We start from the raw sequence: 23,490 nt of genomic DNA, 5'->3' as shown, positions 1-23,490 counted from the left end.
CAGTTGCGGCAGCAGGCGGAAGCCCCTTCGATCAGGGTATAATGCCGCGCTTCCCCAACTATCCGGGCCCGCCGATGCTGCGCATCCAGGCTGAAGCACTGACGTACGACGACGTCTCCCTCGTCCCCGCCCATTCCACCGTCCTGCCCAAGGACGTCAACCTGGAAACGCGGCTGACGCGCGACCTGCGGTTGAAGCTGCCGATCGTCTCGGCGGCAATGGATACCGTCACCGAGGCGCGGTTGGCCATCGCCATGGCCCAGCTGGGCGGCATCGGCATACTGCACAAGAACCTGACCGTCGAACAGCAGGCCGCCGAAGTGGCCAAGGTCAAGAAGTTCGAAGCCGGCGTGATCAAGGAGCCTTTCACCGTCGGGCCCGAAACCACGATCGCCGAGGTGCTCAAGCTCACCCGCGCGCGCAACATCTCCGGCGTGCCGGTAGTCGATGGCGGCCAGCTGGTCGGCATCGTCACCAGCCGCGACATGCGCTTCGAAACGAAGCTGGACGATCCGGTCCGCCACATCATGACCAAGAAGGATCGCCTCATCACGGTGAAGGAAGGCGCAAGCGATGGCGAAGTGCTGCAACTGCTGCACAAGCACCGCATCGAGAAGGTCCTGGTGGTCAATGATGCCTTCGACCTGCGCGGCCTGATCACCGTCAAGGACATCCAGAAGAAGACCGACAACCCCAATGCCGCCAAGGACAGTTCCAGCCGCCTGATGGTGGGTGCTGCCGTCGGCGTGGGCGGCGACACCGACCAGCGCGTCGAAGCGCTGGTGGCTGCGGGCGTGGACGTGATCATCGTGGATACCGCGCACGGCCATTCACAGGGCGTCCTGGACCGCGTGAGCTGGGTCAAGAAGCGCTTCCCGTCGCTGCAGGTCATCGGCGGCAACATCGTTACCGGTGATGCCGCGCTGGCGTTGATGGATGCCGGTGCCGACGCAGTGAAAGTCGGCGTGGGCCCGGGCTCCATCTGCACCACCCGCATGGTGGCCGGTGTGGGCGTGCCGCAGATCACCGCCATCGACATGGTGGCCGAAGCCCTGCAGGACCGCATCCCGCTGATCGCCGACGGCGGCATCCGCTACTCGGGCGATATCGGCAAGGCGATCGCCGCGGGCGCATCCACGGTGATGATCGGCGGCCTGTTCGCCGGCACCGAGGAAGCGCCGGGCGAAGTCGAGCTGTTCCAGGGCCGCAGCTACAAGAGCTACCGCGGCATGGGCAGCCTGGGTGCGATGGAAAAGGGGTCCAAGGACCGCTATTTCCAGGACGCCAGCGACGCCGACAAACTGGTGCCGGAAGGCATCGAAGGACGCGTGCCCTATCGTGGTTCGGTCGGCGGCATCATCCATCAGCTGGTCGGCGGCCTCCGTGCCACGATGGGCTACGTGGGCTGCGCGACCATCGAGGAGATGCGCAGCAAGCCGAAGTTCGTGGTCATCACCGGCGCCGGCCAGCGCGAGAGCCACGTGCATGACGTGCAGATCACCAAAGAGCCACCGAACTACCGGATGGGCTGATCGTTGCCGGAGAAGGGAGACGCCAGCGTTTCCCTTCTTCGTTTTTGTAGCTGCAGGACACCATGACGAATATCCATACCGACAAGATCCTCATCCTCGACTTCGGCGCGCAGTACACGCAGCTGATCGCCCGCCGTATCCGCGAGATCGGCGTCTACTGCGAGATCTGGGCATGGGATCACGATCCGGACGAGATCGCGAAGTTCGGCGCCAAGGGCATCATCCTGTCCGGTGGCCCGGAATCGACCACGCAGCACGGCGCGCCCGCCGCACCGCAGCAGGTATTCGACAGCGGGCTGCCGATCCTGGGCATCTGCTACGGCATGCAGACCTTGGCCGCGCAGCTGGGTGGTGCGACAGAAGCTGCGGACGCGCGCGAGTTCGGCCATGCTGAAGTGCAGCTGGTCGCGCACGATGCACTGCTCGGCGGCCTGAGTGATCACCAAGGCGAGCCGCGCATCGATGTCTGGATGAGCCACGGCGACCACGTCGCGAAGGCGCCGCCGGGCTGGACGATCACCGCCACCACCGACCGCATCCCGGTCGCGGCGATGGCGCTGGAGGAGAAGCACTGGTACGGCGTGCAGTTCCATCCGGAAGTGACGCACACCAAGCAGGGCCAGACGCTGCTGCGCCGGTTCGTCGCGGAGATCTGCGGCTGCAAGACGTTGTGGACGGCCGCCAACATCATCGACGACCAGATCGCCCGCGTGCGCGAGCAGGTCGGTTCCGATGAAGTGATCCTGGGCCTGTCGGGCGGCGTGGATTCGTCGGTCGTTGCCGCGCTGCTGCACAAGGCCATCGGCGACCAGCTGACCTGTGTGTTCGTCGACACCGGCATGCTGCGCTGGCAGGAAGGCGACCAGGTGATGGCGATGTTCGCCGAGCACATGGGCGTCAAGGTGGTGCGCGTCAATGCGGCCGACCGTTACTTCAAGGCGCTGGAAGGCGTTGCCGACCCGGAAGCCAAGCGCAAGATCATCGGCAACCTGTTCGTCGAGATCTTCGAGGAAGAGTCGAACAAGCTGAAGAACGCCAAGTGGCTGGCGCAGGGCACGATCTATCCCGACGTCATCGAGTCGGCCGGCAGCAAGACCGGCAAGGCGCACGTCATCAAGAGCCACCACAACGTCGGTGGTCTGCCCGAGCACATGAAGCTGGGCCTGGTGGAGCCGCTGCGCGAGCTGTTCAAGGACGAAGTGCGCCGCCTTGGCGTCGAACTCGGCCTGCCGCGCACGATGGTCTACCGCCATCCGTTCCCCGGCCCCGGCCTGGGTGTACGCATCCTGGGCGAGGTGAAGCCGGAGTACGCCGAACTGCTGGCCAAGGCGGATGCGATCTTCATCGATGAACTGCGCAAGGCCGACCTGTACGACAAGACCTCGCAGGCGTTCGCTGTGTTCCTCCCGGTCAAGTCGGTGGGTGTGGTGGGCGACGCCCGTGCCTACGAGTGGGTCATCGCGCTGCGCGCAGTCGAAACCATCGACTTCATGACCGCGCACTGGGCGCACCTGCCGTACGACTTCCTGGGCACGGTCTCCAATCGCATCATCAACGAACTGCGTGGCGTCTCGCGCGTGGTCTACGACATCTCGGGCAAGCCGCCGGCGACGATCGAGTGGGAGTGAGTGGTCGGCGCCTATCGCTTGTGGGCGACTTGGCGGACACGTTTAGGCCATGGAGGCGTTTGCGGTGTTGCCCCGAAGCCACACTGCGGTGAGCTCGCTCTTCTCATGCGGAGTCCTGTTCGCATCGATGGCGTGGCTGGTTTGAGGTGTGGTAAGTCTGGCTCCTGCTCGTTGGAATCGTCGTCCGCGCTCGTGATGAATCTCTTTCCCGTTCGTGGTGAGCTTGTCGAACCACGCTCTTGGTGCTGACCCACGGAGCACAGAGATGCAATTTTGGGTTTACATGCTCGAATGCGCGGACGGCTCCTACTACGTGGGCCATACCGATTCTCTCGAGAGGCGCATTGCCCAACATCATGCGGGTGACGTGCCTGGATGCTATACCTTCAACCGCCGGCCATTGACCTTGGTCTGGTCGCAGGAATTTCCGAGCCGTATGGAAGCCCTCACCTCGGAAAGGCAGATCAAGGGTTGGAGCAGGGCGAAGAAGCTTGCCCTGATTGCCAACGACTGGCCCCGGCTGAGTGAACTGGCCAAGGGACGGGCGCAGGCTCAAAAGTCCTTAGCCGAAACCGCTGGAGCCGGGTCACCCTGCGAAGAGCGTGGTTCGACAGGCTCACCACGAACGGATGTCGGAGGTATGCGGATGCACGATTCAGTCAAGGACAAGGACTTGGAATGGATGCGTCACGCCTTCGCGCTGGCGGAACGCGCCGAACGCGAATTCGACGAGATCCCGGTGGGTGCCGTGCTGGTCGATGCCGACGGCCAGGTGCTTGGCGAAGGCTGGAACCGCAACATCCTCGACCATGACCCCAGTGCACATGCCGAGATAGTGGCGATGCGCGAGGCGGGCAGGGTATCGGGCAATCACCGCCTGGTCGGAACCACGCTGTATGTCACGCTGGAGCCGTGCGCCATGTGCGCGATGGCGCTGGTGCATGCACGCGTGGCGCGGCTGGTCTACGGTGCCGGCGATCCCAAGACGGGTGCCTGCGGCAGCGTGTTCGACGTGATCGCAGACCCACGCCACAACCATCGCGTGGAGGTGCTGGGTGGGGTACTGGGTGACGAAGCGGGGCGCCGGTTGACCAACTACTTCCGCGCCAAGCGCGGCCGTCCCCTGGTCTAGCCGGTGGATGGGGGCGCCTTGCGCTTCACCTTGCGGTGGTCCATCTCTTCATTGATCGCCGTGACAGCCAGTGTCGATTCCCGGGCAAGCAGCAGGCTGGCCGCGAGCATGGCTACAACCCCCAGGGCCGCAAGCCAGGTGGGCAGCGAACCCAGCCTGTGTCCGGTGAACGTATCCACCGCCACCGCCAGGCTGGTGCCGACGAAGCAACTGATGGCACCGTAGAGCAGCTGGCCAGCGCGCAGGATGATCAGGCTGCGCTGGCGCTGCAGCGCGATGCGCTTTTCAAGCAGGGCGCGCTCCGCGTCATCTTCGATGTCGGCCAGCTCGCGCAGTAGCGTGCGTGCCCGGTCGATGATGCGCGCAAGACGGTTGTTGGCCGACAGCAACAACGATGCGGTCGCGGTCAGGAAGAACGCCGGCGCCAGCATCGCGGTGAGCACGGCGTGGTCGGTGGTCGGATTCATGGGCCGGTCGCGGGAATGGTCTGCGTTATGATGACATGATGCGGCACGCCCGCATCCCCGGTGTGGATACCCGGGCCTTCTTTCCGTCACGGACTGCTGCATGGCATCGCAAAACACGCACAACGACCGCCTGATCTGGATCGACCTGGAGATGACCGGCCTGGACACCGACCGCGATTCGATCCTGGAGATCGCCACGGTAGTCACCGATTCCCGCCTCAATGTGCTCGCGGAAGGTCCGGAGTTCGCGATCGCGCACCCGGTCGCGGTGCTGGAGGCGATGGACGACTGGAACCGCAACCAGCATGGCAAATCGGGCTTGTGGAAGCGGGTGGTGGAGAGCCAGGTGACCCTGGGCCAGGCCGAAGCGCAGACCGTTGCGTTCCTCAACGCGTGGGTGCCCGCTGGCGCCTCCCCTATGTGCGGCAACTCGATCTGCCAGGACCGTCGCTTCCTGCATCGCCTGATGCCGCGGCTGGAGAAGTACTTCCACTATCGCAACCTGGATGTCAGCACGCTCAAGGAACTTGCGCGCCGCTGGGCGCCGCAGGTGCTGGAAGGGGTGCGCAAGCAGTCCAGCCACACAGCACTGAGTGACGTGCGCGACTCCATCGAGGAGTTGCGCCACTACCGCAGACACATGGCCGCGCTCGCCGGCGAGGCCCTGTAGGAGGGGCTTCAGCCCCGATGCTTCTTCCTCGGGCCGTGGTCGGGGCTGAAGCCCGTCTTACACGGCAGGCTTGGCCACGTCTCCATCGTCGGCAACACCCTTGGTGATGATGTCGGTCAGGGGCGTGCCGTCGCTGTTGTGGTGGTACACATGCAGGTCGCGCTGCGGGTACGGGATGTTGAGCCCGTTGCCGATGATCTCGGTACGCACGGCTTCGGTCAGGTCGCTTTTCGTCTCGCCGAAATCCTTGGTCTTCGCCCACGCCAGCAGGATCAGGTCGACGCTGCTTTCGCTCAGTTTGGACACGATGACGCTCGGTGCCGGGTCCTGCAGCACGAGAGGATGATCCTGCGCGATCTTCAGCAGGATCTGCTTCGCCTGCTTGAGGTCGTCGTCGTAGCCGACGCCAACCGGGATGTCGATGCGCCGGTGCGGCTTGGCGGTGAAATTGATGATCGGCGCCGTGGTGATGAGGCTGTTCGGAAGCACGATCAGGCGATTGTCGAGCGTACGCATCCGGGTCTGGAAGATGCGGACTTCCTCGACGATCCCTTCCAGCCCGCCGGCCTGCACGAAGTCGCCATCGCGGAACGGACGCAGCACGATCAGCATGACGCCGGACGCGATGTTGGACAGCGAGTCCTTCAGCGCCAGGCCGACGGCGAGACCGGCGGCACCCAGTACGGCGAGCATGGATGTGGGATTCACCCCCAGCGAGGTGAGCGCAGTGATGATGACCAGCACCATCATGGCGGCGTAGCTCGCGCGGCGCAGGAACCCGCCCAGCGTGGCGTCCGCGTGCGTGCGGCCGAGGACGCGTTCCAGCCCCGCGCTCAGCCGCTTGGCCAGCCACATCCCCACCAGGAAGATGACGGCCGCAGCGAGCAGCTTGAGGCCCCAGGTTTCCAGCAGTTGAAGCCAGTCGATGCCGCGCAGTTCGTTGAGCAGTAGCGTCGGTTCGGTGGGGATGTCGGGGAGGGCAGGGGGCGTGGTGGGGGACGCGGACATGCAGGACTCCTGAAATGCAGCACGCCCCATCAGGGGCGTGCCGGGTTTACAGGAGGATGGTAACCGCGTTTGCGTGAAGATGATCGCAGCGGATCAGCCCGCCTTCGTCTTCGCCAGCCGCAACCAGGTATCGACCACGGTATCCGGGTTCAGCGACACCGATTCGATGCCCTCGGCCATCAGCCATTCGGCCAGGTCGGGGTGATCGCTGGGGCCCTGGCCACAGATGCCGACATACTTGCCCTTGGTACGCGCGGCCTTGATCGCCATCGAAAGGAGCTTCTTGACGGCGGGATTCCGTTCGTCGAACAGGTTGGCGACGATGCTGGAATCGCGGTCCAGGCCCAGCGTCAGCTGGGTGAGGTCGTTGGAGCCGATCGAGAAGCCGTCGAAGATATCCAGGAACTCGTCGGCCAGCAGCGCGTTCGACGGCACTTCGCACATCATGATGATCTTCAACCCCGGCTTTCCATCGGCAGCGCCATCGCCCTGGCGCAGGCCGTGCTTGGCGAGCACCTCGATGACCTTTCGACCTTCTTCCAGCGTGCGCACGAACGGGATCATCACCCACAGGTTGTCCAGGCCCATCTCGTCGCGCACGCGGCGCACGGCCTGGCATTCGAGCGCGAACGCCGGCTCGAACGACGGATCGACGTAGCGGCTGGCGCCGCGGAAGCCGATCATCGGATTCTCTTCATGCGGTTCGTAGCGCATGCCGCCGATCAGGTTGGCGTACTCGTTCGACTTGAAGTCGGACAGGCGCACGATCACGGGGTGCGGCGCGACCGAGGCGGTGATGGTGGCGATGCCCTCGGCCAGCCGGTCGACATAGAAGCTGACCGGGTCGGCATAGCCCGCGGTCTTGGCATCGATCTTCCTGCGGACATCCAGGTCCTGGCGGTCGTATTCCAGCAGCGCCAGCGGGTGCACGCCGATGTGGCTGGCGATGATCATCTCCAGGCGCGCCAGGCCGATACCGGCGTTGGGTAGCTGGCCGAAATCGAACGCGCGTTCCGGGTTGGCGACGTTCATCATGATCTTGAGCGGTGCTTCGGGCATCGCCGCGAGGTCGGTCGTCGTGCGTTCGAACGGCAGGCTGCCGGCATAGATGAAACCGGTATCGCCCTCGGCGCAGCTGACGGTGACCTCGACGCCGTCCTCGATCCGGTCCAGCGCGTTGCCGGTGCCGACGACGGCCGGCACGCCGAGCTCGCGCGCGATGATCGCGGCATGGCAGGTACGGCCGCCGCGATTGGTGACGATGGCGCTGGCGCGCTTCATCACCGGCTCCCAGTCGGGATCGGTCATGTCGGCCACCAGCACGTCGCCGGGCTGCACGCGGGCCATGTCGTCCAGCGAACGGACCACGCGGGCCACGCCGCTGCCGATCTTCTGGCCGATGGCGCGACCTTCCGCGATCACGTCACCGCGTTGCTGCAGCGCGTAGCGTTCGATCTGCGTGGCCTTGGCGCGCGATTTCACCGTTTCAGGACGTGCCTGCACGATGAACAGCTTGCCGGTCACGCCGTCCTTCGCCCATTCGATGTCCATCGGGCGGCCGTAGTGCTCTTCGATTACCAGCGCTTGCTTCGACAGCTCCTGCACGTCGGCGTCACTGATGGAGAAGGTGTTGCGGAGCTCCTCCGGCGTGTCTTCGGTCCTGACGCGCTCGCCCGGCACGTCCGAATACACCATGCGCAGCGCCTTGCCGCCCAGCGAGCGACGCAGGATGGCCGGCTTGCCCTGCCTGAGCGTGGGCTTGTAGACGTAGAACTCGTCGGGATTCACCGCGCCCTGCACGACCATCTCGCCCAGGCCGAAGCTGGAGGTGACGAAGACAACGTCGCGGAAACCGGATTCGGTGTCCAGCGTGAACAGCACGCCGGAGGCGCCCACGCCCGAGCGCACCATCAGCTGCACGCCGGCAGACAGGAACACGTCTTCGTGCTTGAACCCGTGGTGCACGCGGTAGGCGATGGCGCGGTCGTTGTAGAGGCTGGCGAAGACTTCCTTCACCTTGTGCACGACATCGTCGGCGCCGGTGACGTTGAGGAAGGTTTCCTGCTGGCCGGCGAACGAAGCGTCGGGAAGGTCTTCGGCGGTGGCCGACGAGCGCACCGCCACCGCGATATCGCCGCCACCATTCTCTGCGGAGAGCTTCGCGTAGGCCGCGCGGATATCGGCATCCAGGTCCGGTTGCAACGGGGCATCGATCACCCAGCCGCGGATCTCCTTGCCGGCGGCCGTCAGCGCCGCCACGTCCTCGACATCCAGCGTGGCCAGCTTGTCGAAGATGCGCTTGGACAGATCGTTGTGGGCAATAAAGGCCTTGAAGGCCTCGGCCGTGGTCGCATAGCCGCCCGGGACCGACACGCCCAGGTTGGCCAGGTGGCCGATCATTTCGCCCAGGGACGAATTCTTGCCACCCACGCGGGCCAGGTCGGCCAGGCGCAGCTCGTGCAACCACAGGATGTTCTCGTTCAAGCGCAATGCTCCGAAGCAGGCCGCGCCATGCCGATGACCATCGGCGTGGGGTGCCGTGTCCATGGGGAAAGAAGCGATATGATGCAGTGCATACCAATTGCAGACAAGCTTGATCTGAAGGGGATTTCCATGGTGAAGCAGGGGACGGGTGGCCATGTCTGAGCTGCGTGCGGTGTTCTACGTCTCGGATGGCACCGGTATCACCGCCGAGACCATCGGCCACAGCCTGCTGACGCAATTCGCGGGCATGCGCTTCCAGACGGATCGCCTGTCCTTCGTCGATGACGAAGAGAAAGCGCGGGATGCCGCCGACCGCATCCGGCGCACGGGCGAAAAGCTGGGCAGCCGTCCCATCGTCATCAACTCCTGCGTGGATCCGGCGCTGAGTGCATGCATCGCGGAGAGCGGGGCGCTGATGCTGGACGTGTTCGCCCCCTTCATCGAGCCGCTGGAGCGCGAACTCGGCCAGCAACGCCAATCACGGGTGGGTCAGGCGCACGGCCTGGTGGACTTCGAGACCTACCACCGCCGCATCAACGCCATGAACTTCGCGCTGACCCACGACGATGGCATGGCGGTGAACTACGACGAGGCCGACGTGATCCTGGTGGCGGTATCACGCGCCGGCAAGACGCCGACCTGCGTGTACCTGGCGCTGCATTACGGCATCCGCGCGGCCAACTACCCGCTGACCGATGGCGACCTTGAGACCGATCGCCTGCCTGCGCGCCTGCGACCCTATCGCCGGAAACTGTTCGCGCTGACCATCGACCCCGACCGCCTGCACCAGATCCGCCAGGAACGCCGGCCGAATTCGGGCTACGCGAAGATGGAAACCTGCAAGCGCGAAGTGGCCGCCGCCGAGGCGATGTTCCAGGTCGAGCGCCTGCCCACGCTGAGCACGACCAACAAGTCGATCGAGGAGATCTCGAGCAAGGTCCTGTCCACGCTGGGCCTGCAGCGCGACATGTACTGAGGGAGGGCGCTTGCGTAGGCCCGGAAAGCAACGCCGGGGAACCCTTAACTTAGGCCGCACGCCACGGGTCGTCAATGCTGCCGCGCGTGCGGTTCGGCGTGTAGGATCGACCCATGTCCCAGGCCCTCGCACGCACCGCACGCATCCCCCGGCTGAGCCGCTTCGGCTGGCTGATGGCGCTCTACGCGGAGAACCATGCGCGGCTCACGCGGCTGTTCGCGCCGGAGCACCTGCAGCCGGGAACGTACCTGTCCAGCATCGGCGACGGGCTGGACGTGCGCCTGGAGGTCATCGAGACGCATCGCTACACGGTGGAACTGCGACTGACCTATGACCTCTGCGATCCGCTCACGGGCGAACCCGATCCTTCCGCCTTCGTGCGCCTGTACCGCGACGCGCACCAAGCGGAGGCCACGCACTGTTATGTTGGCAGGCGCTGGCAGGATGTCATCGGCCTGTATCCCCCGCCTGCGGAGGTGATCAGTCATCGGATGCGCATGAATACGTTCCTGGGCAAATGGCTTGAGTACCTGGCGGAACAGGGTCACGGGGTGGCGACCCTGCGCCCGGCCACCGTCACGCGCGACGTCGCCTGACGCCGCAACCCCGACCACAGCAGCGTCAGGCCACCCGCATGAAGCGGATGGCATTGAGGCGGCGCAGTCCATTGTTCGCGTCACGCGACAAGTTCATCACGTCGACGGCGCCCAGTGTTTCGAGTTCGAGCAGGCGCTGGGCGACGGCGTCGAAGGCGGCTTCATCCAGGCCCAGCGAACCCGCGGTCCACCGCGTATCGCGGTTGATCGGGAGCTGGGCGACCAGTTCGTCGGCAAGGGAATCGTGTGTCATGGCGGCAGGCTCCGGCAAAGGGGCACCAGCTTTGACTGCACCTACTGGGTACGCGCGCCTGCCGATCCATTGCGAGGGAAGGAAGCGTGGAGTCGCTTCTACGCCGTCTGCGGTGAGTTTCTTGTAAATGCCTGCGAAAGCCCCGTTACGATCCTTCAACCGGGAGAAATGCAAAAAAAAGAGGCCCGGTTTCCCGGGCCTGCAAGATAGTTGGCGTCCCCACGGGGATTCGAACCCCGGTCGCTACCGTGAAAGGGTAATGTCCTAGGCCTCTAGACGATGGGGACACACGTAAAATGTTGCCAGGTTTTTCATTCCGGACGGCCTATTGTCCGGATGTTGGTGGAGCCAGGCGGGATCGAACCGCCGACCTCCTGCATGCCATGCAGGCGCTCTCCCAGCTGAGCTATGGCCCCAACGTGCTGGCAGGAGCGAAATGATAGCCAGCCTCTTTGCGATGCGCAAGCATCCCTTACGAAAAAATTCACAACTGGCGAATCTCCGGGCATGCGGGTGAAATAGGGCGATTCGGAATCGGCGGGGCTTTGCGCGGCGGATGATCGGTTTCTCAGTGAAGGAATGGAGCGCATGGGCACCGGGACTGGTGGACCACGACGCATGGCGCGCGTGGGCCAGGGCGCCTTGGCTGCCGATGGGGGACGACACGCCTGCGCTCACCGAGGTTCCGGCCATGCAGCGCCGTCGCATCGAGCGACTCGGCCGGATGGCGATCCAGACGGCATGCTGGTGCCAGCGCGCGGAAGAACATGGCGTGCCGATGGTGTTCGCGTCCCGGCATGGCGACGTGGCGCGCTCGATGGAACTGCTCGAAGCACTCGCGGCTGAGCAGCCGCCATCGCCGACGACGTTCGGCCTGTCGGTCCACAACGCGATCGCCGCCCTGTATTCCATCCTCCGGCGCGAGCGCGGCAATTACATTGCGCTGGCGGGCGGCATGGCGACCGTCGAAGCCGCATGCGTGGAGGCCGCCGCGTTGCTCGCAGACGGCGCGCCGGAAGTGATGCTGGTCGTCTACGACGCTCCGTTGCCGGCGATCTATGCGGGGTTCCCGGATGAACCGGATGCCGGCTTTGCCTGGTGCTGGCGACTGGCGCATGCCGATGGCGCTGCGCCCACATTGCGACTCGGGTGGGGAAGCGAAGGCGTTGCCGGCGAGACGGATGCAGAAGCCAGCCACTTGCCGCATGGCCTGGATGTCCTGCGTTTCCTGCTGTCCGGCGACCCCTCCCTGCGCTGGATCAGCGACGGGATGGCGTGGCAGTGGCGGCGAGATGCGTGACCGGCTGGGTCATGCGTGGCGTGTCGTCGGGACCGGGCTGAGCTTCCTGGCGTTTGGAGTCGGCGGACTGTTGCTGGGCGCCTGCGTCCTGCCGCCCCTCCTGTGGCTGGTGCGCGACCCGGAGCGCCGCCGCCGCTGGTCCCGCCGCCTCGTCCAGCGCAGCTTTGCCGCGCATGTCGAACTGATGCGGCGGTTGGGCGTGATGACCTACGAGATCCGAGGGCGCGAGCGCCTGGCGCGCGACAGTCTGCTCGTGCTGGCCAACCATCCCTCTTTGATCGACGTGGTCCTGCTGGTGTCGCTGTTGCCGAACGCCGACTGCGTGGTGAAGTCCGCAGTCGCGCGCAACCCGTTCATGCGCGGGCCGGTACGGGCCGCAGGTTACGTATCCAACGACGACGGTGCGGGATTGGTCGAGGACTGCATCGCCGCAGTGCGGGCGGGCGGCACGCTGGTCGTTTTCCCCGAGGGCACGCGGACCACGCCGGGACAGCCGTTGAAGCTGCAGCGGGGTGCCGCCAACATCGCGGTGCGCGGCAGACTGGACATCACCCCGGTACGCATCACGTGCTCGCCACCGACGTTGGGGAAAGGGGATAAGTGGTATCGTGTGCCGCCGATGCGGTTCCATATGGTGATCGATGTTCAGGAAGACCTGCCGATCGCCCCGTTCCTGAATGGAACGGAGGGGGCGGACCCATCGGCGGGGGGAGAGGCGCTGGCAGCCCGGCGACTCACGGAATATCTGGCCATCTACTTTGCGGGAGATCCATCGCGTGCAGGCACTTGAGCACGAGATCAAGGAATTGATCATTTCTTCGTTGTCGCTGGAGGACATCTCCCCGGACGACATCGACACCAGCGCGCCGCTGTTCGTGGAAGGCCTTGGCCTGGATTCGATCGACGCGCTCGAACTGGGCCTGGCGCTGCAGAAGCGGTATGGCGTGGCGCTCTCGGCCGACTCGCAGGAAACCCGTCGGCATTTCGCCAGCGTGCGCGCACTGGCCGATTTCGTCGCCTCGCAAGGCAAGGCCTGAGCAGGGACGGGTAGGACTGGCAACATGACCAAGAACGAACTTTTCGACCGGATCGTCACGATCCTGCATGACAGCTTCGAGATCGAGCCCGCGCGCATCACGCCCGAGGCCCGTCTCTACGACGACCTCGACATCGACAGCATCGATGCGGTGGACCTGATCGTGCAGCTCAAGCCGCTGCTGGGGCGCAGCCTGCAGCCGGATGCCTTCAAGTCGGTACGCACGGTGCAGGACATCGTGGACGTGCTGTACGGCCTGATCCGCGACCAAGCCGCCTGAGCGCAGGCCGCCTCCGCGTGTCCCGCATCGGCGCGATCATCTTCGTGGCGTTGTCCGTGGCGTACCCGCTGGTGGTGTACTGGGCCATGGGCCGCTTCGAGCCACGATGGCTGGCCGTCCTGCTGCTGGTGCTGGCCTTGCTTCGCGCAGCCGCCACCCGTCAGGCAGTGTGGCTCGCCGCTGCGGTAGGGGCTGCGATCCTCGCGGGGCTGGCCACGGTCTTCAACCAGGCGCTGCCGTTGAAACTCTATCCGGCGCTGATCAATGCGGTGATGCTGCTCGTGTTCGGTGCCAGCCTCGTATTCCCGCCATCGGCGGTGGAGCGCATCGCCCGGCTGACGGAGCCGGACCTGCCGCCTGCAGGGGTGGCGTACACGCGCCGGGTGACGCAGATATGGTGCGGCTTCTTCGTGTTCAACGGCACGGCTGCGCTGGTCACCGCGTTGTGGATGTCAGATCGCACATGGGCGCTGTACAACGGACTCATCGCCTACGGTCTGATCGGGCTGTTGTTCGGAGGCGAGTGGCTGGTGCGCCAGCGCGTGAAGGCGAACCATCGGCATGGCTGAGTGGCGCAGCCTGACGGACGTCGCCGTGCAGCCGTTGCCTGCCCGTGCCTTCATGGTCGCAGGCCGGGAGGCCCGTGATCACGCACATTTCCATTGCGACGTGCTGCGCTGGCATGCGAGCTTTCAGGCCCGGGCCGGCACGACATGGGCGCTTCATTTCGACGATGCCGCACGCTTCGCCGCCGCCTTGTACGGTGCATGGCACGCCGGCAAGACGGTCGTGCTGCCGGGCGATGCCCTGGCCGGCACGCAGGCACGATTGCGTAGCCGCGTGGACGGGTTCGCAGGCGACTGGCCGGATGCATCCCTGGCATGCGCCGATGATGATGAGGGCGAGACCCTGCTTTCTCCCCTGGACGCCAGGACCACGCGCCTGACCGTATACACCTCGGGCAGCACCGGCGAACCCGTTGCGATCGAGAAGTGCCTTGCCCAGTTCTGTGCGGAAGTCGAGGCGCTTGAAACCGCGCTGGGCACGGGCCTGGAGGGTGTGGCGGTGCATGGCACCGTGTCGCACCAGCACATCTACGGGTTGCTGTTCCGCGTGCTGTGGCCGCTGGCCGCCGGTCGCGCCATCGTGCCGCGCGCGTTTTTCCCGGAGGACCTGCTGGCGGCGATGGAAGACCACGACGCCGTGCTGGTCGCCAGTCCGGCACACCTGAAGCGCCTGCCGGCCCAGCTGTCGTGGTCGTCGCTGCATGGACGGCTGCGTGCGGTGTTCTCCTCGGGCGGCGCGCTGCCTGCCGAAGCCGCGCACGCTGCCGCTCAATTGCTGGGGGTGGCGCCCACGGAAATCCTCGGCAGCAGCGAGACCGGTGGCATCGCGTGGCGCCAGTGGCGGGAAGAACAGCCGGCGTGGCAGCCGCTCCCCGGGGTCGATTGGCGGATACGGGACGGCGCGCTGGAGGTGCGTTCGCCGCACCTGAATGAAGACGCCTGGTGGCACAGCCAGGATCGCGCAGAGCCGGATGGCGCCGGCGGCTTCCGCTTGCTGGGTCGCGCTGACCGCATCGTCAAGGTGGAAGAGCGGCGGGTGTCGCTGGACGCGCTGGAGCGGCAGATCCTGTCGCATCCTGCGGTGAAGGACGCTCGCGTGCTGTTGCTGGGAGGCGCACGCAGCACGCTGGCGGCGGTCGTGGTGATGAACGACGACGCGCAGGTGCCGGACGATGCATCCATGCGGCGCGCGCTTTCGCAGACCCTGTCGCGTCACCTTGCCGGCCATCAGGACGCCGTGACGCGACCGCGCCGCTGGCGCTTCGTTGCAGCGCTGCCGGTGAATGCACAAGGCAAGGTGACCGAAGCAGGATTGACGGCGCTGTTCCGTCCCGAGCGGCCGGCAGCGCACTGGATCCTGCGGGAAGCCACGCATGCGAAGGTCGAGTTGCCGCTGGATGCCTCACTTGCGGTGTTCGACGGACATTTTCCGCAGGCCGCCATCCTGCCGGGCGTCGCACAACTGGACTGGGCCGTGCAGCTGGCGCGCGAGGTGTTCGCGGTGCCACGACATTTCCTGCGCATGGAGGCGCTGAAATTCCAGCGTGTCGCTCGGCCAGGGGATGTGGTCCGGCTTGACCTCGAATGGCACCCGGAGCGCGGCGCGCTGGTGTTCCGCTACACCTCGGTGCATGGGCCGCATGCGAGCGGTCGCGTGGTGTTCGCCGATGCCGAGTGATCCCGTGCCCATGTCGTCCACCTTCCGTCCCCTGGTGGTGATCCCGGTGTTCGATCACGAGCACGCCATCGCGACGATGGTGGAGGGCGTGCTGGCATCAGATGTGTCGTGCCTCCTGGTGGACGACGGCTCCAGCGTGGCCTGCGCAGCCGAACTGGATCGCCTGTCGGCATTGCATGCGCCGCGCGTTCGCCTGCTGCGGTTGTCCGAGAACCAGGGCAAGGGCGGCGCGGTGTTGGCCGGTTTCCGCTGGGCCGGCGCCCATGCCTACACCCACGTCCTGCAGATCGACGCGGACGGCCAGCACGATCCCGCCGATATCCCCGCCTTCCTGGCGATGTCTCAGGCGCATCCAGACTATGTGGTCTGTGGCGTGCCGCTGTACGACGACAGCGTACCCAAGGGGCGGCTGTATGGCCGCTACCTCACCCATGTATGGGTCTGGATAAACACGCTGTCCTTTGCCATCCGCGACTCGATGTGCGGGTTCCGCGTGTATCCGCTGCCGCCGGTGCTGCAGCTGATCGATGAGGAAACCATCGGGCGTCGCATGGACTTCGATGTGGAAGTGCTGGTCCGGTTGTTCTGGCGTCGCGTCGCGGTGTGCAACCTGCCCACCCGGGTGACGTATCCGCTCGATGGCGTGTCCCATTTCGATGTGTGGCGCGACAACGTGCGCATCAGCCGCATGCATGCACGGCTGTTCTTCGGCATGGTGCGCCGCCTGCCGCGCCTTCTGGCGCGCCGCGCCGTGGACAGGGCCGCATGAGCGAGCGCGGTCAGCACTGGGCCGAGATCGGCGAATCCACTTCCGTGCGCGGCATCCTGTTGCTGTGTGCGGTACACCGCTGGCTGGGGCGCTGGCCGTTCCGTCTCTGCGTGTATCCGGTGGTGTTCGTCCACTGGCTCGCCAACAGCACGGCGCGCCGCGCGTCGCTGCAATACCTGCAGCGGGCGCATGCGTACCAGGCCATGCCGCCTCGGCGGCCGGGCATGTGGCAGAGCCTGCATCACTTCGCGATGTTCGCCGAGACCCTGCTCGACAAGATCCTGGCGCTGGGCCAGCGCTACCCGGTGGACCGGGTGCGGATGGAGCGGAAGGATGTGCTGGCCCGCGTGAAGGCGGGCGAGGGCGGCTTGATCGTCACCGCGCATCTGGGCTGCCTGGAGCTGTGCCAGATCATGGCCGACCAGGTGCCCGGGTTCCGCCTGACCGCGCTGGTGCACACCGCGCATGCCGAGCGCTTCAACCGGCTGATCCGTCGCCTGGATGCCGGCAGTCGGGTCGAACTGCTGCAGGTCACCGACCTGGGACCAGCCGATGCGGTGAAGCTGGCCGAGCGCGTGGCGCGCGGCGAGTTCGTTGCCATCGCGGGCGACCGGGTGCCGCTGCGCGGTGGCCGCAGCGTGACGGCGCCGTTCCTGGGGCACGCAGCACCGTTTCCCATCGGGGCCTATGTGCTGGGCGCTGCGCTGAAGTGTCCCGTGTTCACGATGGCCTGCACGCATGATGGCGATGGCTACCGCGTGCGTCTGGAAGCCTTTGCTGAACGCATCGAACTGCCCCGTGGCTCGCGCGATGCCGCCCTGGCCGGCTACGCTGCGCAGTTCGCGGCGTGGATGGAACGGCAGGTCCGCCTTTCTCCCTATGACTGGTTCAACTTCTACCCCTTCTGGGATCAGGTAACGCATGACGCCCGCAATGAATGAATCCGTGCCCCCGGTCTTCGGCGATGCCCTTCTACGCATCGAGGATGTCGTGGCGCTCGCACGGCGGCAGGTACCGGCCGTGCTGTCGGACGACGCGGAATTCCGCGCGCGGATCACGCGCGGCGCGGATTTCCTGGATCGACTGCTGGACGAGGACGGCGTCATCTACGGCGTCACCACCGGGTATGGCGATTCCTGCACGGTGAACATTCCGCCGGCGCTGGTCGCGGAACTGCCGCACCATCTGTACACCTACCACGGGTGCGGTCTGGGCCGTTTCCTCGACGAAACCGAAACGCGCGCAGTACTCGCGGCGCGCCTGGCATCGCTGGTGCGCGGGATGTCCGGGGTCAGCCTGCCGTTGCTGCAAGGTCTGGAAGCGTTGTTGCGCCACGACGTACTGCCGCTGATTCCCGCTGAAGGATCGGTGGGCGCGAGTGGAGACCTGACGCCCCTGTCGTACGTGGCGGCGGTGCTTTGCGGCGAGCGCGAGGTGATGCATGCCGGCCGGCGCAGGCCGGCCGCCGAGGTATTGGCCGAGATCGGCCTCAGGCCGCTCACGCTGCGCCCGAAGGAGGGCCTGGCGATCATGAACGGCACCGCGGTGATGACGGCGCTGGCATGTCTTGCGTTCCATCGCGCCGAGTACCTGTCGCGGCTCGCCACCCGGCTGACTGCGTTCAACGTGCTGGCAAGCAACGGCAACGCGCACCATTTCGATGCGGTGCTGTTCGCCGCCAAGCCGCACCCGGGCCAGTCGCGGGTGGCCCAGCGCCTGCGCGAGGACCTGCACAGCGACCGTCCTCCGCGCAACGAACAGCGGCTGCAGGACCGGTATTCGCTGCGCTGCGCGCCGCACGTGATCGGCGTGCTGGAGGACGCGCTCCCGTTCTTCCGCCAGCTGATCGAGACCGAACTCAACAGTGCGAACGACAATCCGCTGATCGATCCGGACCGCGAGCAGATCCTGCACGGCGGCCACTTCTATGGCGGCCACATCGCCTTCGCGATGGATTCGTTGAAGAACACCGTGGCCAACGTGGCCGACCTGCTGGATCGCCAACTGGCCCTGATCGTCGACGCCCGCTACAACCATGGGCTGCCCGCCAATCTGTCCGGTGCGACGGGGCCGCGCGCTGCCATCAATCATGGCCTGAAGGCGTTGCAGATCAGCGTTTCGGCGTGGACGGCCGAAGCGCTGAAGCTGACCATGCCGGCCTCGGTCTTCTCGCGCTCGACCGAATGCCACAACCAGGACAAGGTCAGCATGGGAACGATCGCCGCGCGGGACTGCCTGCGCGTGATCGAGCTGACCGAGCAGGTGATGGCGGGGATGCTGGTGTCGGCACGCCAGGCGCTCGAACTGCGCGAACGCGTGGGCCTGCAGTCGACGCTGCGCGATGGTCCTGCCGCGATGTACGCCGACCTGCGCGCGCGCATTCCGCTGGTGGAAGAGGACCGGGCACTGGATGGCGAGCTTCGCCAGTTGCTGGCCGACATCCGCGAAGAGCGGTGGAACGTCTATGCCGGTTGAGCAGCGCGATCATCTGGCCATCGAAGTCGCGCTGAGCCCGGCCTTCCATGACTGCGATGCCATGCAGGTGGTCTGGCACGGACACTACTTCAAGTATCTGGAGATCGCCCGGTGCGCGTTGCTGCAGCGCCTGGACTACGACTACCCGCAGATGCAGGTGTCGGGCTATCTCTGGCCCATCGTCGACACGCGCGTGAAGTACATCCGGCCACTGCGGTACGCGCAGCCGCTGGTGGTGGCCGCGCGCATCAGCGAGTGGGAGAACCGGTTGAAGCTGGACTACGAGATCCGCGATGCCGCCAGCGGCGAGGTGATGACGCGCGCGCACACCATCCAGGTCGCGGTCGACGCGGCTTCAGGCGAGATGCTGTATCTGTGCCCGCCTGTCCTGTGGCAGCGGTTGGGAGTGGAGGCGCCATGAAGACGATCCGCGGATTCCTGTCCGCGTTCCTGCTGGCCGTCGCGGCGGGTGGGAGCATCCTGCCGGCGGCAGCGGCCGATCCGCTGGCGCAGGTGCAAGGGCAGGTCGCGCAGGCGCCGCTGCTGCGCGGCGAGTTCACGCAGGAGAAGCAGGTCGCTGGCTTCAGGAATCCGTTGCGTTCCAGCGGTCGCTTCCTGCTTGCGCGTGGCAAGGGTGTGGTCTGGACCACGGTCGCGCCGTTTCCCTCCGAAATCGTGATCACGCAGGACCGCATCCTCAGCCGGCAGCGCGACGGCGGCCGGCGGGTGGAAGTGGACGCACGCCAGCAGCCGGGGCTTCGCAGCGTCAATGCGATGATGTTCGCACTGATGAGTGGCGACATGAAGGCATTGACGTCGACCTTCGACGTGAAAGCCGAGCCTGCAGCCGGCAAGGGGTGGCGGATGACGCTGGCGCCGCGTTCACGGCAGCTGGCGCAGGCGTTCACGTCCGTGCGCCTGTCCGGCGACCGTTACGTGCGCGAGGTCGAATTGCGTGAAGCCAATGGCGACGTCACCCACCTGCGCTTCAGCGCGATGAGCGAAACACCAGCGACCCTGTCGCGCGACGAGGCGGCCCGGTTTGAGTGAGCCGTCCCTTCATCCGCTGCGGGGCTGGCGTTGGCTGGCGCTTGCATGGTTGCTGGTGCTGGCGGCCGTGGCCTGGCACCAGTGGCGGTTCTGGCAGGCACCGGCGATCGACAGCGACGTGCTGGCGTTGTTGCCCCAGGACGCCGGAGACCCGGCGATCGCCGATGCCACGCGGCGCATCGCCGGGAACAGTTCGCGCGACGTGGTGGTGATGCTGGGTGCGGATACGCCGGAGGCGACGCTGAGGGCGCGCGCAGCTTTCCGTGCATCCGTGCAGTCGTCTCCCGGCACAACGGCATCTGGGTTACTGGTCAAGGACGCCTCGCCGGAAGACTGGTTCGGGCAGGCGCGGACTTTCTTCGCGCCGCATCGCGACCGTCTGCTGACACCGGCGCAACGGCAGGCGCTCGCGCAGACACCCGCCGATGCCCTGGCCGAGTCCGCGCTCGCCGCCCTGTACGGGCCGATGGGGGCGCCCCGCCTGACCGAGTGGCGCAGTGATCCACTGGGCTTGTGGCCGCAGTGGTGGCAGGCGCAGGCCGTTTCCACGGGCCTGGCACTGGATGGCGATGGCCTGCTGCGGGCGGAAGGACGTCACTGGGCCGTGCTGCAGTTCACCCTGCGAGAATCCGCGTTCAAGCTCGACGGTGAACGCCGGTTGCAGGATCTGCTGGATGGCGCGGCGTCCGCGGCGACCACCGCCGCGCCCGGGATACAGGTGCTGAAGGCGGGCGTGCCACTGCACGCGGAATCCGCGGCCGTGCAGGCCAGCCGCGAGGTCAACACCATCGGCTGGGGGTCACTGGCGGCGGTATTGCTGCTGGTCTGGCTGGCGTTCCGTTCGCTGCGCCCGCTGCTGCTGGTGGCGCTGTCGTTGCTGGTCGGTTGCGCGGTGGCGCTGACCGTCACCGTACTGGTGTTCGGGAAGATCCATCTGCTGACGTTGATCTTCGGCGCCAGTCTGGTGGGCGTCGCGGAGGACTACGGCATCCACTGGTTCGCCTCGCGCCAGGGTGTGGCCGCCGAGCGTCGCTGGTCATTGCTGCGGCACCTGCTGCCGGGCCTGTGGCTGGCCTTGCTGACCAGTGCCATGGCCTATCTGGCGCTGGGGCTCGCGCCGTTCCCCGGGCTGCGGCAGATGGCGCTGTTCTCGGTGGTCGGGCTGACGGCCGCATTCCTGACGGTGATCCTCGGGTTTCCCTGGCTGGATGGGGGGCGCATGGGCACCACCGCGTTCTCGCGCTGGCTGGGCGGCACGCTCGCGCGATGGCCTCGACTGGCCAGCCGTCGTGCCTTTGGCGTGCTGGCGGCTGCAGTGCTGCTGGTCGCGGTACCGGGGCTGATCAAGCTGCAAGCCAACGATGACCTGCGCGGCCTGCAGTCATCGCCGCCGGCACTGATCGCGCAGCAGCGCGAAGTGGGGCGATTGCTGGGAATGCCCAGTCCGGCGCAGTTCTTCCTGGTCCAGGGGCGCGATGCCGAGCAGGTGCTGCAGCGCGAAGAACACCTCACCGCCCGGCTGCGCCAGGTGGAGCAGCAAGGCCTGGTCGGTGGCCACCGTGCATTGAGCGATTGGCTGCCGTCGCAGCGTCGGCAGGACGAGGATGCCGCGTTGACGGCACGCGTGGAGCGCGACGTGCTGGCGCGGCTGTCGGACGTGACCGGCGAGACCGTGGCGCGTGGGGAGTTCGCTGCCGCCTCCATCGACATGGACGCTTTCCTCGCGTCGCCCGCTTCCCTGCCGGTGCGGCATCTGTGGCTCGGACAGGTGGGGCAGGGCGTTGCGTCGGTGGTGATGGTGAACGACCTGTCCCGCCCGGACGCGCTGGACACCTTTGCCGCGCAGGTGGCGGGGCTGGACGGCGTACGTTGGGTCAATCGCACCGCCGACATCTCGCGCCTGCTCGCGCACTACCGGCGGATGATGACCGGCCTGCTGCTGGCGGGCGTGGGCGTGGTGTTCGCCGTGCTGGCGATCCGCTACCGCGGGCAGGCGTGGCGCGTGATCACGCCGACATTGCTCGCCGGCCTGCTGACGGTCGCGTTGCTGGGCTGGCTGGGCCAGCCGCTGCAACTGTTCAACGTGCTGGCGCTGATGTTGCTGCTGGGCATGGGGATCGACTACGGCATCTTCCTGGTCGAGCACCGCGGCGACGCGAGTGCATGGCTTGCGGTCTGCGTGGGCGCGGCCAGTACGTGGCTCTCGTTCGGCCTGCTGGGTCTGTCGGCAACCCCTGCGCTGCGCGCGTTCGGTCTCACGCTGTTGTTCGGCATCGGCCTGGTATGGCTGCTGTCGCCCCTGTTCCGGCCCCCGCCGGAATCTCTCCCCTCGAACGGAAACACCTCTGCATGAAGACGGAACGCACGGAAATCCTCATCATCGGCGCAGGCCCCGCGGGCTCGGTCGCCGCGGCGATGCTGCGCCAGCAGGGACGCAAGGTGCTGATCGTCGAGCGCGAGCAGTTCCCGCGCTTCTCCATCGGCGAAAGCCTGCTGCCGCAGAGCATGGAGTACATCGAGGCGGCCGGTCTGCTGCAGGACGTGGTGGAAGCCGGCTTCCAGTACAAGAATGGTGCGGCGTTTGTGCGTGGCGAGCGCACCACGGAGTTCGATTTCCGCGACAAGTTCTCGCCGGGATGGGGCACCACCTACCAGGTGCAACGCGCCGATTTCGATCACGTGCTGGCCAAGGGCGCCGAGCGCATGGGGGCGGAAGTGCGTTACCGGCATGAAGTGCTGTCCGCCGAACCCGGCCGGACGCCGCGCGTGACCGTGCGTTCGCCTGAGGGCGAGGAGTACGTCATCGAAGCCGACTTCATGCTGGATGCCAGTGGCTTCGGGCGCCTGTTGCCGCGCCTGCTGAAGCTGGAGTCGCCTTCCAACTTCCCGGTGCGCGGGGCGATCTTCACCCATGTGCGCGACCACATCGCGCATGACGCCGGGTTCGACCGCAACAAGATCCTGATCACCACGCATCCCGAACACGTGGACGTCTGGTACTGGACGATCCCGTTCTCCAATGGTTGCTGCTCGCTGGGCGTGGTGGCGGAGATGGACTTCCTCAACCGCTACCAGGGCACCGAGCTCGAACGCCTGCAGGCCATCGTCGGCGAGGATCCGAACCTGACCCGCCTGCTGAAGAACGCCGAGTGGGCGGTGCTGCCAGTGCGCCAGATCACCGGTTACTCGGCGAACGTATCGTCGCTGTGGGGACCGGGCTATGCGCTGTTGGGCAATGCGGGCGAGTTCCTCGATCCGGTGTTCTCGTCGGGCGTCACCATCGCGTTCAAGTCGGCGCAGCTGGCCAGCGAGTGCCTGGCCCGCCATTACGCGGGCGAAACCGTGGACTGGGAAGCGGATTTTTCCGTGCCGCTGCGGGGCGGCGTGCAGACCTTCCGGCGTTTCGTGGAGTCCTGGTACGCCGGTGGTTTCCAACGCATCATCTTCCACCCCGATGCACAGCCTGACATCCGCCGGATGATCTGTTCGATCCTCGCGGGCTACGCGTGGGACGGGAAGAACCCCTATGTGGCCGACACGCAGCGTCGCCTGCATGTCCTGGAGCAGCTGTGCACCGGCTGATCGCTTGC

At 66.3% G+C, this 23,490-nt stretch carries 23 protein-coding genes, 2 tRNA genes and 1 pseudogene; 20 read left to right on the top strand and 6 right to left on the bottom strand.

The genetic code is table 11. The features are described 5' to 3' along the window. Positions 1 to 74: 74 nt before the first annotated feature. The 4 genes and pseudogenes from guaB (at position 75) to tadA (ending at position 4,292) form a co-directional block, all read left to right on the top strand. Positions 75 to 1,532, top strand: coding sequence for an IMP dehydrogenase (guaB, locus tag IB223_RS14895; protein WP_192202786.1), 1,458 nt, complete (start codon positions 75 to 77; stop codon positions 1,530 to 1,532). 62 nt (positions 1,533 to 1,594) lie between these two features. Beyond that, positions 1,595 to 3,160, top strand: a complete 1,566-nt coding sequence (gene guaA / locus IB223_RS14890) for a glutamine-hydrolyzing GMP synthase (protein WP_192202556.1) — start codon at positions 1,595 to 1,597, stop codon at positions 3,158 to 3,160. A gap of 265 nt (positions 3,161 to 3,425) precedes the next feature. Then, positions 3,426 to 3,638, top strand: a pseudogene (locus tag IB223_RS18905) (GIY-YIG nuclease family protein); the annotation flags it as partial. 168 nt (positions 3,639 to 3,806) lie between these two features. Continuing rightward, positions 3,807 to 4,292: a tRNA adenosine(34) deaminase TadA gene (gene tadA / locus IB223_RS18900; RefSeq protein WP_225591144.1), complete on the top strand. Its 486-nt coding sequence runs from the start codon at positions 3,807 to 3,809 to the stop codon at positions 4,290 to 4,292. Here the strand turns inward: tadA and IB223_RS14880 are convergent. Next, positions 4,289 to 4,759, bottom strand: coding sequence for a DUF2721 domain-containing protein (locus IB223_RS14880; RefSeq protein WP_192202554.1), 471 nt, complete (start codon positions 4,757 to 4,759; stop codon positions 4,289 to 4,291). The genes tadA and IB223_RS14880 overlap by 4 nt on opposite strands. Before the next feature lie 100 nt (positions 4,760 to 4,859). On the opposite strand from IB223_RS14880, the gene orn reads away from it, so the two are divergent. Beyond that, positions 4,860 to 5,429, top strand: a complete 570-nt coding sequence (gene orn, locus IB223_RS14875) for an oligoribonuclease (protein ID WP_192202553.1) — start codon at positions 4,860 to 4,862, stop codon at positions 5,427 to 5,429. A 57-nt stretch (positions 5,430 to 5,486) separates the two neighbouring features. Here the strand turns inward: orn and IB223_RS14870 are convergent, their stop codons facing one another. After that, positions 5,487 to 6,437 carry a mechanosensitive ion channel domain-containing protein gene (locus tag IB223_RS14870; RefSeq protein ID WP_225591120.1) on the bottom strand — a complete coding sequence of 317 codons (951 nt, stop codon included), beginning with the start codon at positions 6,435 to 6,437 and terminating at the stop codon, positions 5,487 to 5,489. Positions 6,438 to 6,530: 93 nt separating this feature from the next. After that, positions 6,531 to 8,921, bottom strand: a complete 2,391-nt coding sequence (ppsA, locus tag IB223_RS14865; RefSeq protein ID WP_192202551.1) for a phosphoenolpyruvate synthase — start codon at positions 8,919 to 8,921, stop codon at positions 6,531 to 6,533. A gap of 154 nt (positions 8,922 to 9,075) precedes the next feature. Between ppsA and IB223_RS14860 the strand changes: the two genes are divergently transcribed. Then, positions 9,076 to 9,897 (top strand): pyruvate, water dikinase regulatory protein, encoded by an 822-nt coding sequence (locus IB223_RS14860; RefSeq protein WP_192202550.1) that lies wholly within the window; start codon positions 9,076 to 9,078, stop codon positions 9,895 to 9,897. Between the two features lie 113 nt (positions 9,898 to 10,010). Then, the gene (locus tag IB223_RS14855) at positions 10,011 to 10,493 is read left to right on the top strand and encodes a DUF1249 domain-containing protein (protein ID WP_192202549.1); all 483 of its coding nucleotides are present in this window, start codon (positions 10,011 to 10,013) and stop codon (positions 10,491 to 10,493) included. Between the two features lie 25 nt (positions 10,494 to 10,518). Here the strand turns inward: IB223_RS14855 and IB223_RS14850 are convergent, their stop codons facing one another. From IB223_RS14850 to IB223_RS14840, 3 genes are all read right to left on the bottom strand, one after another. Further along, entirely contained in the window at positions 10,519 to 10,746 is a 228-nt protein-coding gene (locus tag IB223_RS14850; protein WP_142124729.1) for a hypothetical protein, read from the bottom strand. 211 nt (positions 10,747 to 10,957) lie between these two features. After that, positions 10,958 to 11,033 (bottom strand) — tRNA-Glu (locus IB223_RS14845). A 53-nt stretch (positions 11,034 to 11,086) separates the two neighbouring features. Continuing rightward, positions 11,087 to 11,162: transfer RNA gene (locus tag IB223_RS14840), tRNA-Ala, on the bottom strand. Between the two features lie 140 nt (positions 11,163 to 11,302). Between IB223_RS14840 and IB223_RS14835 the strand changes: the two genes are divergently transcribed. From IB223_RS14835 to IB223_RS14775, 13 genes are read left to right on the top strand one after another with little or no spacing between them, the layout of a single operon-like run. Further along, entirely contained in the window at positions 11,303 to 12,046 is a 744-nt protein-coding gene (locus IB223_RS14835; protein ID WP_192202548.1) for a beta-ketoacyl synthase chain length factor, read from the top strand. Next, on the top strand, positions 12,039 to 12,836 hold the full coding sequence (locus tag IB223_RS14830; RefSeq protein WP_192202547.1) for a lysophospholipid acyltransferase family protein: 798 nt from the start codon (positions 12,039 to 12,041) through the stop codon (positions 12,834 to 12,836). The genes IB223_RS14835 and IB223_RS14830 overlap by 8 nt, the downstream gene beginning before the upstream one ends. Beyond that, complete coding sequence (locus IB223_RS14825; protein ID WP_142124726.1) at positions 12,823 to 13,083, top strand: phosphopantetheine-binding protein; 261 nt, start codon at positions 12,823 to 12,825, stop codon at positions 13,081 to 13,083. Before IB223_RS14830 ends, IB223_RS14825 begins: the two co-directional genes overlap by 14 nt. 24 nt (positions 13,084 to 13,107) lie before the next feature. Next, entirely contained in the window at positions 13,108 to 13,362 is a 255-nt protein-coding gene (locus IB223_RS14820) for an acyl carrier protein (protein ID WP_142124725.1), read from the top strand. 17 nt (positions 13,363 to 13,379) lie between these two features. Further along, positions 13,380 to 13,931, top strand: coding sequence for a hypothetical protein (locus tag IB223_RS14815; RefSeq protein WP_192202546.1), 552 nt, complete (start codon positions 13,380 to 13,382; stop codon positions 13,929 to 13,931). After that, positions 13,924 to 15,606, top strand: a complete 1,683-nt coding sequence (locus tag IB223_RS14810; protein ID WP_192202545.1) for an AMP-binding protein — start codon at positions 13,924 to 13,926, stop codon at positions 15,604 to 15,606. Before IB223_RS14815 ends, IB223_RS14810 begins: the two co-directional genes overlap by 8 nt. Beyond that, the gene (locus tag IB223_RS14805; RefSeq protein WP_192202544.1) at positions 15,596 to 16,375 is read left to right on the top strand and encodes a glycosyltransferase family 2 protein; all 780 of its coding nucleotides are present in this window, start codon (positions 15,596 to 15,598) and stop codon (positions 16,373 to 16,375) included. The genes IB223_RS14810 and IB223_RS14805 overlap by 11 nt, the downstream gene beginning before the upstream one ends. Further along, positions 16,372 to 17,316, top strand: a complete 945-nt coding sequence (locus tag IB223_RS14800) for an acyltransferase (protein WP_192202543.1) — start codon at positions 16,372 to 16,374, stop codon at positions 17,314 to 17,316. The genes IB223_RS14805 and IB223_RS14800 overlap by 4 nt, the downstream gene beginning before the upstream one ends. Further along, positions 17,309 to 18,850, top strand: coding sequence for an aromatic amino acid ammonia-lyase (locus IB223_RS14795; RefSeq protein ID WP_225591118.1), 1,542 nt, complete (start codon positions 17,309 to 17,311; stop codon positions 18,848 to 18,850). Before IB223_RS14800 ends, IB223_RS14795 begins: the two co-directional genes overlap by 8 nt. Further along, positions 18,840 to 19,271 (top strand): acyl-CoA thioesterase, encoded by a 432-nt coding sequence (locus IB223_RS14790; protein WP_142124719.1) that lies wholly within the window; start codon positions 18,840 to 18,842, stop codon positions 19,269 to 19,271. Before IB223_RS14795 ends, IB223_RS14790 begins: the two co-directional genes overlap by 11 nt. After that, entirely contained in the window at positions 19,268 to 19,900 is a 633-nt protein-coding gene (locus IB223_RS14785; protein ID WP_192202541.1) for an outer membrane lipoprotein carrier protein LolA, read from the top strand. The genes IB223_RS14790 and IB223_RS14785 overlap by 4 nt, the downstream gene beginning before the upstream one ends. After that, positions 19,893 to 22,253: an MMPL family transporter gene (locus IB223_RS14780; RefSeq protein ID WP_225591117.1), complete on the top strand. Its 2,361-nt coding sequence runs from the start codon at positions 19,893 to 19,895 to the stop codon at positions 22,251 to 22,253. Before IB223_RS14785 ends, IB223_RS14780 begins: the two co-directional genes overlap by 8 nt. Continuing rightward, complete coding sequence (locus IB223_RS14775) at positions 22,250 to 23,482, top strand: NAD(P)/FAD-dependent oxidoreductase (RefSeq protein WP_192202540.1); 1,233 nt, start codon at positions 22,250 to 22,252, stop codon at positions 23,480 to 23,482. Before IB223_RS14780 ends, IB223_RS14775 begins: the two co-directional genes overlap by 4 nt. Positions 23,483 to 23,490 lie beyond the last annotated feature (8 nt).

The organism is Pseudoxanthomonas sp. PXM03 (assembly GCF_014852005.1).
Classification (GTDB): domain Bacteria; phylum Pseudomonadota; class Gammaproteobacteria; order Xanthomonadales; family Xanthomonadaceae; genus Pseudoxanthomonas_A.
This window is presented reverse-complemented; position numbering and strand designations above follow the sequence as displayed.

Excerpts from the sequence above, each read along its gene's own strand:
- guaB (WP_192202786.1), top strand. The coding sequence starts at position 75 with ATGCTGCGCATCCAGGCTGAAGCACTGACGTACGACGACGTCTCCCTC.
- guaA (WP_192202556.1), top strand. The coding sequence starts at position 1,595 with ATGACGAATATCCATACCGACAAGATCCTCATCCTCGACTTCGGCGCG.
- tadA (WP_225591144.1), top strand. The coding sequence starts at position 3,807 with ATGCACGATTCAGTCAAGGACAAGGACTTGGAATGGATGCGTCACGCC.
- IB223_RS14880 (WP_192202554.1), bottom strand. The coding sequence starts at position 4,759 with ATGAATCCGACCACCGACCACGCCGTGCTCACCGCGATGCTGGCGCCG.
- orn (WP_192202553.1), top strand. The coding sequence starts at position 4,860 with ATGGCATCGCAAAACACGCACAACGACCGCCTGATCTGGATCGACCTG.
- IB223_RS14870 (WP_225591120.1), bottom strand. The coding sequence starts at position 6,437 with ATGTCCGCGTCCCCCACCACGCCCCCTGCCCTCCCCGACATCCCCACC.
- IB223_RS14860 (WP_192202550.1), top strand. The coding sequence starts at position 9,076 with ATGTCTGAGCTGCGTGCGGTGTTCTACGTCTCGGATGGCACCGGTATC.
- IB223_RS14855 (WP_192202549.1), top strand. The coding sequence starts at position 10,011 with ATGTCCCAGGCCCTCGCACGCACCGCACGCATCCCCCGGCTGAGCCGC.
- IB223_RS14850 (WP_142124729.1), bottom strand. The coding sequence starts at position 10,746 with ATGACACACGATTCCCTTGCCGACGAACTGGTCGCCCAGCTCCCGATC.
- IB223_RS14835 (WP_192202548.1), top strand. The coding sequence starts at position 11,303 with ATGATCGGTTTCTCAGTGAAGGAATGGAGCGCATGGGCACCGGGACTG.
- IB223_RS14830 (WP_192202547.1), top strand. The coding sequence starts at position 12,039 with ATGCGTGACCGGCTGGGTCATGCGTGGCGTGTCGTCGGGACCGGGCTG.
- IB223_RS14820 (WP_142124725.1), top strand. The coding sequence starts at position 13,108 with ATGACCAAGAACGAACTTTTCGACCGGATCGTCACGATCCTGCATGAC.
- IB223_RS14810 (WP_192202545.1), top strand. The coding sequence starts at position 13,924 with ATGGCTGAGTGGCGCAGCCTGACGGACGTCGCCGTGCAGCCGTTGCCT.
- IB223_RS14805 (WP_192202544.1), top strand. The coding sequence starts at position 15,596 with ATGCCGAGTGATCCCGTGCCCATGTCGTCCACCTTCCGTCCCCTGGTG.
- IB223_RS14800 (WP_192202543.1), top strand. The coding sequence starts at position 16,372 with ATGAGCGAGCGCGGTCAGCACTGGGCCGAGATCGGCGAATCCACTTCC.
- IB223_RS14795 (WP_225591118.1), top strand. The coding sequence starts at position 17,309 with ATGAATGAATCCGTGCCCCCGGTCTTCGGCGATGCCCTTCTACGCATC.
- IB223_RS14790 (WP_142124719.1), top strand. The coding sequence starts at position 18,840 with ATGCCGGTTGAGCAGCGCGATCATCTGGCCATCGAAGTCGCGCTGAGC.
- IB223_RS14785 (WP_192202541.1), top strand. The coding sequence starts at position 19,268 with ATGAAGACGATCCGCGGATTCCTGTCCGCGTTCCTGCTGGCCGTCGCG.
- IB223_RS14775 (WP_192202540.1), top strand. The coding sequence starts at position 22,250 with ATGAAGACGGAACGCACGGAAATCCTCATCATCGGCGCAGGCCCCGCG.